Consider the following 11,574-nt stretch of genomic DNA (forward strand, 5'->3'; position numbering starts at 1 on the left):
GTTTAAATAAACTTTCTACGAAAAAATATCTTGAATTAAAGATATTTTTTGATACAATATAGTTAAGAAATCGGTAAAATTATATAGAAAAAATCTTGTTAAATAGATGGTTTAATAAGATAACTAGATAGGGTTATTTTTTAAAAAATATCTCGAATTAAAGATAAAATAAAAGGAGCGATAAACTATGTTCGAAAAAATCAATCGTAATCAATTAGGTCACGCTGATCACGGCTGGTTAAAAACAATTCACCATTTTTCATTTGCAAATTATTATGATCCAAGTAATATGAACTTTGGTGTATTAAGGGTATTAAATGATGATTTAATTAAAGCACACAGAGGATTTGGCACCCATCCACATAGTGATATGGAAATCATAACATATGTCATTAATGGGAATTTAACTCACGCTGATAGTATGGGGAATAAACATGAAATTGGACGTGGTGATGTTCAGTACATGAGTGCAGGAACGGGTGTGTATCACAGTGAACACAATATGGGCAGGGATTTATTAAGGTTAATTCAATTATGGATTATTCCTGACAAAGCAGGTCATACTCCAAATTATGGAGACTTAATTTCGGATTGGGAAGAGAGAGAAGGAAAATGGTATCATATGGTATCTTCAGTTGAAGGGAATGCCCCAATTAAAATTCACCAAGATGCAAATATTTACTCGCTTGCATTAAATGAAAATGAAGAAATTACTTTTAAAATGAAAAAGGGTCGTCAAGCGTATTTAGTCTTATTAGAAGGAAATGCCATTGTGAATGGAGAACTAATGGAAGCAAGTGATGCTGCAAAAATAATTGAAGAAGATATTAAAATAAAATCAAAAGATTTTTCACATTATTTAGTAGTAGAAATGAAAAAATAATAGATGAAAGAACTTATTGTTGGAGGGGAAATAGGTAATGAAAACAAGTATTAAATGGGATGGGAAGTTAGCCTTTTCAGGAATTGCACCATCTGGCCATGAGATAAAAATGGATACTGCTGAGTCTTTAGGTGGAGACAATAGTGCACCTACACCAGTTGAACTTTTAATTAATGCTGTCGCAGGATGTACAGCGATTGATATCGTATTAATCCTAGAAAAAATGAGATTAAAATTAAATTCATTTGAAATTGAAGTAAATGGTGAACGGGCTGAGGAGCATCCTAAGCGTTTTACTGATATTCACTTGCATTATATATTAGGTGGAGAGTTAGATACTGAAAAAGTTCGAAAAGCAATCAAATTATCAAAGGATAAATATTGCTCAGTAGCTCATTCTTTAAACGCTAACATTACAGCGAGTTTCACTTTAAATGGATCGAAGGACGATGAAGTACTGTAATAAAATATAGCTGTCCCTTAAAGTAAAGTTACTTTTGGGACAGTTTTTTTAATTGCAATTTAAAAAACCAGCAGTTGCTGGTTTTAGTTTGTAGATCAAGTACATTAAATTTGATTTTCAGACTGAAGCGTTTACTTACTCTTCATTATCTAATTGTTTTTTTACATAGGTAGGAAGCATAAAACACCCAACATGTAGGTCTGTATTATAATATTTTGTTTCGATCCCTAGCTTATTCCATTCATCTGCTTTAATGTCTTTAATTGGGTCGTATTTTTTTGAAGCAAATCCGAATAACCAATGTCCAGATGGATAAGTTGGCATATGGAATTGATAAACTCTTGAAATCGGAAATGTTTCTTTAATTTTGGAATGAGCACGTTTCATTTCGTGTGCGTAACTAGCATAATATGGACTTTCATGCTGGTTAATTAGTATCCCTTCTTCACTTAATACCCGTTTGCAATTGTTATAGAAAGCAACTGTAAAAAGCCCTTCACCAGGTCCAATAGGATCAGTTGAATCTACTAAAATCAGGTCGTAGTAACCTTCATCAGCTTCTTGTACGAACTTTAGGCCATCTTCGAAATATAAGGTTAATCGATTATCTTGATCTAATTTTGAAGCTGTTAAAGGTAAGTATTGTTGGCAAAGCCTTACTACTCGCTCATCAATTTCTACCATATCAACAACTTCCACCCCAGGGTAACGTAGTACTTCACGAGCAGTACCACCGTCGCCCCCACCGATAATTAATACTTTTTTAATGTTTGGATTAACGGCCATTGATACGTGCGTAATCATATCATGGTAGATAAATTCATCCTTTTCAGTCACCATCATATAACCATCTAGAGTAAAGAATGTTCCAAATGTTTCACTTCTAAAGAAATCGATTTGTTGAAATTCACTTTTTTCAGAATGAATATGTTCTTGAACCTTTATGGAGAACTTCGTATCCTCTTGGTGATTCTCTGTATACCATAAATCCATTAAATTTTCCTCCAAACTTCGATCGACGACCTTTATTATATAAGGATCATCATCATCGTTGATTGTGATTGTTCCTTCTGATTTTAAATAAAGATAATGCTGAATCAATTCGGTTGAAATTAGTTCACCAGGTATACAAAGAGGGATACCAGGAGGGTAAATCATGATTGATTCACCACTAATTAATCCACTAGCATCATGAATTGAAATAATACGTTTAGGATGATAGTATGCTTCTCTAGGAGTCATGACCATTTTAGGATTTTTTAATGCAACACTTATATCTGTTTCAAGTTTTGGAAGTTTACCGTAGTATCGGTCACTGATATCTCTTAATGCATCAATTAAGGTTTGAATGGTGTGTTCATTATCACCTAGCGAGATAATTGCTAAAATGACATTAGGTTCGGCAAGTTCGATTTGAATTTTATATTCTTCTGCAAGCATGTCATAAACTTTAAAACCAGACATTCCTAAATCTGAAACTTTAACAACGAGTTTTAACTCATCGTAATCGAATACGCCAACTCCATTTCGATATGAATCTTGCGTAATACATTTTAATCCTTTTATGGAGTTAATTTCTTCTTTAGCTTTTCTTGTTAAATTTAGTAATTTTTCAAACCGCTCTTGACCTTCTAAAACTAATTTCTTTCTTGCAACATCGATTGAACACATCAGTAAATAGGAAGCAGATGTTGTTTGAAATAAATTAATTGTAGATCGGACCCTATTTTTAGTAATAATCCCATCATTATGTAGTAGAACTGATGCTTGAGTTAAAGCGCCACCAGTTTTATGCAAACTAAGGGTAACAAGGTCAGCACCAAGTAGGGCAGCGTTAGTTGGTAAATCAGGGTGAAACGAAAAGTGAGCACCATGGGCTTGATCTACTAAAACAGGAATCCCCCTAGAATGACCAATGTCGATAATTTGTTTTAAATCTGAAGTTGCTCCAAAATAGGTCGGATTTATAATCAGGATGGCTTTAACATCCGAATTTAAATCTAGGGCATGAAGAACGGATTTTACTGAAACGCCATTTACAATTCCATACTCAAAATCGATTTCTGGTTCAATAAATACTGGTTTAGCACCTGCTAAGATTAATGCATTTATTGCAGATTTGTGTACATTCCTTGGTAGGAGAATTTTATCTCCTTGTTCAAGGGCGCTCATAATCATATATTGAACTCCAGAAGTCGAACCATTTACTAACATATATGCGTTATCTGAATGAAAGGCATCTGCTAATAAAGCTTCGGCTTCTTGGATTACACCTGTTGGATGCGATAAGTTATCAACACGCTTTGAAGAATTGACATCCATTTTAAGAGCCATATCACTCCAAAGCTCTCTTAATTCCTCAAGTGAATTACCTCTTTTATGCCCGGGAACATCAAAGCTAGTTATATCTTCCTTAGCATAACGGACTAATTCAGTTAAAAGCGGTGTTTTGCTGTGATCCATCATCCATCAATATCCTCCACATCAGGACCATTCCATAAATTTTTACCGTAAAAGATTTCATCCATCTCATACTTCACTTTTTCTTCTATTTGTGAAATTTCCTCCGCGTCTAATTTTTCTTTTGTGTAGCCAAAAAGATAATTGTCTAAATTAAATTGCTTCAACTTACATTTCGTATGAAAAATATTTTCTTGGAACACATTCACATCAATCATCTGATACATTTCCTTTATTTTTTGAGGAATGTAATTTTGGATTGAGTTTATATCATGATCAATAAACAATTTATAACCGCTAACATCACGAGTAAATCCTCGAACACGATAATCAATTGTCATAATATCGGCATCAAATTGGTGTATTAAATAGTTTAAAGCTTTTAAAGGAGAAATTTCTCCACAAGTAGATACATCAATATCTGCTCTGAACGTGCTGATTCCATCATCCGGATGATATTCTGGGTAGGTGTGAACAGTAATATGACTTTTATCTAAAGCCGCTACTACTAGCTCCGGTAATGGACCAGGTGATTCGGAATAAGTTTCAGATGAAGGGTTATCAACCGGACCTTCTGAAACGAGAATCGTAACACTTGCTCCTTGAGGGTCATAATCTTGTTTTGCAATATTTAGGATGTGAGCTCCAATTATATGCGTAACTTCAGTTAAAATTTTTGTTAAACGGTCAGCGTTATATTGATCATCGATGTACTGAATATATGCTTCACGTTCTTCTTTCGTTTTTGTAAAGCAAATATCATACATATTAAAACTTAAAGATTTCGTTAAGTTGTTGAAACCATAAAGTTGAAAATTATTTGACGATGAAATATTCATCTATTGTCCTCCTAATTTTACAAAGTAAAAAAGTACGTACGAAAAAGTAAAAGCGACTGTACAATAGTCGCTAGTGTAACTACTCAATATATATTGTTTGTTTTTGAATTATTCATTATTCACATAAGTTAATGATTGGGGAGTTACTAATCGATAATGTTATTTGTTGTTTTATTTAAAAAAATCAGAAAATAATAATCCTGAAAATTTTTTAAGCCTTCTTAGTTATGAGGATTGGTGGATGTGATGTAAAGATTAGTTCGAATTCCTGTACTAATTTTTTAAAGATACTATTCCAATCCTGTGTTAATGCGTAATCTCTTGCTTTTTTTGACATATGCTTTAACATCTCGCTTCCATGTAAGCAATCCTCAATTGCTTGGCAAAATGAAGATGTATTTTGTGGCTCACAAAGGACACCAGTTGAATAATCTCTAATTATATTTTTAACTCCGCCTGCATTTGCACCAATCACTGGTGTTCCACAAGCCATTGCTTCAAGTACTACATTCCCAAATGTTTCAGTATGAGAAGGAAAGACCATTAAATCAGACACACCATAAATATCAACTAAGTCCTTTTTTTGAAGGTAGCCTGTATAAATAATTTGATCGGTACCAGTTTTCTTAATCATTTCTTCTTTTTTTGGACCATCTCCAACGATTATCCAAGTTAAATTTTTGTTAAAACGTTGTTTAGTGTAGTTTATTATTTTGGATAAGGTTTCTAAATCCTTTTCAGGTGCAATTCTGCCGACAAAACAAACCGTATATTTAGAAGTAATATTATATTTTTGTTTTATTTCATTATGATTCAAAGTTGGACGAAAGATCGAACAGTCAACGCCATGGGTCCAAATAGAGAGATTGTTAAAACCTTTTGTCTCTAAATGATTGAATGTATCCTTCGAAGGAACAAATATTTTTTGAGTAGGTTTATGAAACCAATCTAAATACTTCCATAAAATATTTTCTAAGAATGTTAAGTTATAGTACTGAAGATAATGATCAAAATTTGTGTGGTATGAAGCAACTAAAGGAATTTTCATTTTTTTAGCAATATGGAGACCACTTAATCCAATCGTAAATGGCGTTGCGATATGAATAATATCCGGATTAAATTCTTTTAGCGTCTTTTTCATTTTAGAAAGGTTTGGAAATGAAATTTTACATTCAGGATAAATTTTAAATGGAACAGATTTTAATCTTGTTACATCTTGCGTTGATAATAAACCGTAGTCTTCAGGAGCAAACACATGGTATGAATGGCCATGATCTTTTAAGTAATTTGTAAATCGATTTAAAGTTTTGGCAACACCATTCACTTGTGGAATATAGGTGTCTGTAAAAATAGCTACTCTCATAACTTCTCCTCCTCACAAATGGTAGATAAAAAACTGTGAAATAAATGTAGTAAATATACCAAGTAATATTCCGAAAAACACATCTGTTGGATAATGTAAGCCAAGATAAATTCGAGAGAAAGAGACACACAAAACTAAAGGAAGTAAAATAAATGACGTAAATGGTAAATAAATCATTATAGGAAGTGCAACAGAAATTATTGCCGTTGTATGACCAGAAGGAAAGGAATGATCTTTTAAAGGATTTTTCAGCACAAAAGTACCTTCTAGTTTAAGATAAGGTCTTTTACGTGGATAAAAGCGCTTAAGAAAATGAACAGGAATATGGCTAAGAGAAAGGGTACAACAACATAAGATTGATGCTTCATGCAATTCACCCTTGGAATAAAGTAATAAAATTAGTGCTGATGCAATTGTAAAAGTAGCTCCGCCAAGATGTGTAATATTACGAAAGAAAAAATTCAAGGAACGCTTCTGGAACAATGAATTAACGCGATAAAACAGTTGACATTCATATGTGTGAATCTTTTGAAGAATAGCGCTCATTTTTCATCCTCCATTATGCTGATATGTGTAACTTCATTATAAAAAGGGTTTATGGATTTAAATAGAAGCTTTTGTAAATGAATAATTTAGATATGTAAATTTTTATTAAACGAATCGGAGCGGGGATGAATAAGGAATGCTGGGATAGTTAACATCTGTCTTAAGACTGCAAATAATATCTGAATAAGTGCTATTAAAATAATGGAAAGTACAATTAAAAAGCTGAAACTAAATTAATTTCTTGAAGGTGCAAATAAAATTAGTGGAACTGCAAACAAAAAAGTCAATTCTACAAATAATATCGCTTTAACTGCAAAAAAGACAGTTAATCCTAAATAAGAATGAGCAGAAAGCACAAAAATTAAAAGAAAAACCTTAAAATAGATTCAGAGAACACCAAATGAAACAAGATCAACCACAAAAAAAGAGAAGGCATGAATTCCTTCTCAGTGTGGAAAGTTTTATAAATAAATCCTTAAATTCGTCCTTCACTATTTTGACTGATTTCCTTCTTCTACCTTTTTATAGAATTGTCCTTTTTCAATATATTCTCTACGAATTCGATCCATATCAATGATGTCTTCCTCTGTTAATTCACGTACTACTTTAGCAGGTCTACCAAACGCTAATGTGTTAGGAGGTATTACTTTTCCGCCTGGAACTAAGCTACCTGCACCGATCATTGCACCTTCACCGATTTCGGCACCGTCTAAAACGATTGAACCCATCCCAACTAATGCATTCTTTTTAACAGTACAACTATGTAAAATAACACTATGTCCAATTGTTACGCCATCTTCTAAAATTAGAGGGCATTTTGGACTTTGGTGAAGAACAGATAAATCTTGAACATTTACATCATTTCCAATAATTGTATCATTAACGTCGCCACGGATTACTGCACCAAAAAACACACTACTATTTGCTCCAATTGTGACAGAACCGGTAACAGTTGCAGTTGAAGCGATAAAAGCTGATGGTTCGATTTTGGGTTGCTTCCCTTTGTATGGTAATATCATACTATACCGTTGCCAAGCATATAAAAAAATACGATGATTGTTTAGTGAAATTGTCTAAACAACAAGGCAACGTAATTCACCTCCATAATATTTACTTCAATATGAGTATAACTTATTTTACCAATATGTAATTAATGAAAAATAGGGAGGAGTGAAAAAATGTCACTACCTAAAAATCCGATCCAATTAATGCCGAAAGTTTATAAAGCTGTTTTTCCTTTAGTGCACCAAGAATTGAACTATTGGAGAAATTTTGCAACGACAATCCCAGATCCAGAACTTAGAAAACAAGCATTAATGAGTATTGATACAAAAACATTTCATTGTGAAGGTGGTGCAATTTTAGCATTACTTTCTGAAAAGAATTTAAAACCAGTAATAGAATTTATCGTTGCATATCAAACAATTAGTGATTACTTAGATAATTTATGCGATCGTAGTACTTCGCTTGATCCAATTGATTTTGAAGCACTACATGAGTCAATGATTGATGCAGTAAAATGCCAAAAATCCGATCAAATGTATTATCGCTTCCGAGAAGAACAAGATGATGGTGGATATTTACGTGCACTAGTTTCAAAGTGTCATAGTAGTTTAAATCAATCGAAGCATTATGAGGGAATTAAAGAGTACTTAGTTCAACTTGCTGATTATTATTGTAAGTTACAAATACATAAGCATGTAAAAAAAGAAGAGCGAGTGCCTAGATTAACAAACTGGTTTGAAAAATATCAACCAGACCTTTCTGACTTAGAATGGTATGAATTTTCTGCGTGCGCAGGTTCAACACTTGGGATTTTTTGTTTAGTTTCTTATTCATTTAACGAAGCGATTTCTGAAAAATTATTTGAACAAGTCTATAAGAGTTATTTCCCTTACGTGCAAGGACTTCATATACTACTAGATTATGTAATTGATCAAAAGGAAGACGAAGAAGGCGGAGATTTAAATTTCTGCAGTTATTACCCTTCTAAAGATGTCATGTTAAATAGGATTGAGTATTTTTCAACTAAAAGTGATCAAGCCTTAAAAGATTTAAAAGACTATCGTTTTCATCGAATGATCTGTCAAGGATTGCTAGGCATTTACTTAGCCGATAAAAAAATGGCAGGGCCAGACGAGATGAAAAGGATTAGAAGAGGAATTGTTAAGAACGGTGGCTTAACTTCATTCTTTTTCTATGGCAATGCTAAGTTATATTTTAAATTAAAAGAGTTAAAGGCTAGTAATAGAAGGATGAAGGAATCGGTTTAAAATGGAATAAGAAGGTAAACACGAAAAAGGATAGTAAATAAAACTATCCTTTTTGTCCTTTTTCGTGTTTACACATTTACATTTAAAACTTCACTTTTTTCTGTAAAGAATAACTTCATAAGTGGTGGAGTTACAATCGTTGTGATTAGTACCACAATAACAAGGATGGCAAACATTTCCTTACTTAAAAGATTATTTGCTAAACCTGTTGATGCCATAATCAGTGCAACTTCTCCACGTGATACCATTGCTGATCCAATTCCGAGCGAATTTTTAGTTGGAAATCCCGCTAGTTTTGCTCCTATTGCTCCACCAATTAGTTTCGTTAAAATGGCGATCATACTTATCACAATAATAGTCGGAATTGAATGACTTAATCCCTTAAATTGAACTGATACACCTATTAGAGTGAAAAACACAGGTACAAATACAGAGTAAGCAATCGTTTCGACCTTTTCAAAAACCTCATGTTTAAACTTAGTAACGGATATCGATATTCCTGCGATATAAGCGCCAATTATTGCAGCAATACCTGTTTGGTCTGCAAAAGCTGAGAATAAGAAGCAAACTATTAAAGCAGCAGAGATTAATGTTTCTGAAACGTTTAGCTTTATAAACTTTTTTAGGAACCAAGGTACAATCTTCCAACCGATTATTATGGCAAATGTAAAAAATATAAATTTTTTAAATAAAAGAATTGGTAAACTAACGGCGCTTCCACTAAAACTCATAACAAATGCTAATGCTATGATGACCACAATATCATCGATTACGGCCGCTCCTAAAATTGTTGCTCCATCTTTTGTTTTAAGTTTACCCATTTCTTTTAATGTAGCCACCGAAATACTTACACTAGTTGCAGAAAGAATCAGCCCTAAAAAAATGGCTTCAAATTGATTTAAGTTTATGGATATTCCATAAAGATAACCAGAGAATAATGGGAATAGTATTCCGAGTAACCCTACATAAGAAGAAGCTTTCCCAGTTCGTTTAAATTCATTAAGATCAGTTTCTAAACCTGCAATAAACATAAGTAAAATGACGCCAATTTCGCTCATTTCATGTAATGTCTCTGTTTCAGTAATGATTCCAAGAACAGCCGGCCCTAGTATAATCCCTATTAATAGCTTTCCTAAAACTGCAGGCTGACCAAGCTTTGTACTTAAATCCCCAAATACTTTAGAGGCAATTAAAATAATCGCAAGTTGCACATAAAGCATAAATTCATCTCCCGTCTGATCGCATAAAAAAAGAACCTGCCACGATTGGGTAAGTAAATTACATACTTATCCCAATCGTGACAGGCTCCTCCGAACAATGCATTAAATTTAATCTAAGTATAAACTAAAATTGAGTTAAAAACCAGCTTAAGTATTAAATTGGTATCAATTTAAATAGAAACTTAGTTTAATAGAATTAATAAAATAAGTGAAATAAAATAAGCAAAATGAATGAGTATAAACAAAATGGCGCTTTTTATTTTTCGAAAAAATAACATATGTTTAAGTACAAAAGAGTGTACATAAATTAAAATCATACTCCCGAAGAAACCATAAAAATACCCGTAAATTACCCAAAGGGTCATCTGATTGACTTGTGAAGATTCTGTATGAAATCCTCGATATAATGAAACAAGATAAAAAACTGACCAGTAATTGATGAACGCAATTAGCCCAATTAATAATAATATCCAATTCGAATTCCGTAAAATGAACTGAAAAACATTACGAAGTATTTTTTTCAAATTGTTTAGGTTGGTAGTCAACTCTTCACGCCCCTAGAGTTGGTTTATCACAATCAACTACGAATTGGTTTGTATAAACAAATCAATTAAATTGGTTAGATCTTTACATAATATTCAATTGATTATATGAATACGCCGTAATTAAATATTATTAATAATTTTTTGGAAATTTTTATAGGTCGATAAAGTTACTAGTTATTTTATGTTTTATCAAAAGGGGATATGTTCTTAAAAAAACTGATTGGTGTTTACTAAACTCATAGTTAAACAAGTGATTTAAACAAAAAAAGAGGCCCAATAAGTCCAATGGCTTAAGGGGCGCTCTGTTTAATTTAATTTAATTTTTAGTTGGTTCGATTTGAGTAAATATATCTCGGTGAACTCTTTTCATTTCTTCAAAAAATTGCTCTCGTTTAATATTATTATTATCTAATATTTCTTTAAATGAATTTGTTTTACCTTTTTGAGCGATGATATTTTCCAAAGGTTTATTTGAAAGTTTTGATACAACAGCGATAAATATTAATTTCTTCATTTCCATTTTATGTTGCTCAACAGCTTTATTTATATTAGCTTCAGGTTGGTTTAAGTAATTAGAAATATACTTAACAACTTCTTTTTTGTGGTTTTCTAACATTTTGTTCGCTTTATTGTTATGGTGATGATGATGTCTATGATGCTCACCATCTTCTGTTGTTACATCATGATCATGATGTGGATGGACATAATAATTTGCTGCCGCGATGTTTTGGGCATTTACTGTAATTGTACTTAACGTAAAAAGACTAACTACTGCACCTGCAAAAATAGCTTTTTTCATTTTGATTACCTCTTTTCTTATTTTGATTTTTTTATCTTTACCAATTTTCCAAGAAAAATTTACCATTAATAAATTTTTAATGAATTTTTAAGGTGTTTATAAGTTTTGAGGAAATCAAACAATATGAAGAATTGGGTACAAAATAAAAAAACTGTCTTAAATTAGACAGTTTTTTCATGCTGT

Annotated in this window: 10 protein-coding genes; 3 read left to right on the forward strand and 7 right to left on the reverse strand. The window is 32.3% G+C overall.

From position 1 onward, the window contains the following. Positions 1-187 precede the first annotated feature (187 nt). The gene (locus MY490_RS03675; RefSeq protein WP_248268027.1) at positions 188-883 is read left to right on the forward strand and encodes a pirin family protein; all 696 of its coding nucleotides are present in this window, start codon (positions 188-190) and stop codon (positions 881-883) included. Positions 884-920: 37 nt separating this feature from the next. Continuing rightward, positions 921-1,346, forward strand: coding sequence for an OsmC family protein (locus MY490_RS03680; protein WP_248268028.1), 426 nt, complete (start codon positions 921-923; stop codon positions 1,344-1,346). 135 nt (positions 1,347-1,481) lie between these two features. On the opposite strand, the gene speE is transcribed toward MY490_RS03680, so the two are convergent. The 5 genes from speE to MY490_RS03705 form a co-directional block, all read right to left on the reverse strand. Next, positions 1,482-3,812 (reverse strand): polyamine aminopropyltransferase, encoded by a 2,331-nt coding sequence (speE, locus tag MY490_RS03685; protein ID WP_248268029.1) that lies wholly within the window; start codon positions 3,810-3,812, stop codon positions 1,482-1,484. Continuing rightward, on the reverse strand, positions 3,809-4,645 hold the full coding sequence (gene speD / locus MY490_RS03690; protein WP_248268030.1) for an adenosylmethionine decarboxylase: 837 nt from the start codon (positions 4,643-4,645) through the stop codon (positions 3,809-3,811). Before speD ends, speE begins: the two co-directional genes overlap by 4 nt. A 211-nt stretch (positions 4,646-4,856) precedes the next feature. Further along, positions 4,857-6,008, reverse strand: coding sequence for a glycosyltransferase family 4 protein (locus MY490_RS03695; RefSeq protein ID WP_248268031.1), 1,152 nt, complete (start codon positions 6,006-6,008; stop codon positions 4,857-4,859). 12 nt (positions 6,009-6,020) lie between these two features. Next, the gene (locus tag MY490_RS03700; RefSeq protein ID WP_248268032.1) at positions 6,021-6,554 is read right to left on the reverse strand and encodes a phosphatase PAP2 family protein; all 534 of its coding nucleotides are present in this window, start codon (positions 6,552-6,554) and stop codon (positions 6,021-6,023) included. A gap of 491 nt (positions 6,555-7,045) precedes the next feature. Next, positions 7,046-7,573 (reverse strand): gamma carbonic anhydrase, encoded by a 528-nt coding sequence (locus MY490_RS03705; RefSeq protein ID WP_248268033.1) that lies wholly within the window; start codon positions 7,571-7,573, stop codon positions 7,046-7,048. A gap of 159 nt (positions 7,574-7,732) precedes the next feature. On the opposite strand from MY490_RS03705, the gene MY490_RS03710 reads away from it, so the two are divergent. Beyond that, positions 7,733-8,827: a tetraprenyl-beta-curcumene synthase family protein gene (locus tag MY490_RS03710; protein ID WP_248268034.1), complete on the forward strand. Its 1,095-nt coding sequence runs from the start codon at positions 7,733-7,735 to the stop codon at positions 8,825-8,827. A gap of 68 nt (positions 8,828-8,895) precedes the next feature. Here MY490_RS03710 and MY490_RS03715 read toward each other — a convergent pair whose 3' ends face one another. Both MY490_RS03715 and MY490_RS03720 read right to left on the reverse strand, forming a co-directional pair. After that, positions 8,896-10,047 carry a cation:proton antiporter gene (locus MY490_RS03715; protein ID WP_248268035.1) on the reverse strand — a complete coding sequence of 384 codons (1,152 nt, stop codon included), beginning with the start codon at positions 10,045-10,047 and terminating at the stop codon, positions 8,896-8,898. 861 nt (positions 10,048-10,908) lie between these two features. Next, the gene (locus tag MY490_RS03720) at positions 10,909-11,391 is read right to left on the reverse strand and encodes a hypothetical protein (protein WP_248268036.1); all 483 of its coding nucleotides are present in this window, start codon (positions 11,389-11,391) and stop codon (positions 10,909-10,911) included. Between the last annotated feature and the right edge of the window lie 183 nt (positions 11,392-11,574).

The sequence above is a fragment of the Gottfriedia acidiceleris genome (genome assembly GCF_023115465.1).
Taxonomy (GTDB): domain Bacteria; phylum Bacillota; class Bacilli; order Bacillales; family Bacillaceae_G; genus Gottfriedia; species Gottfriedia acidiceleris_B.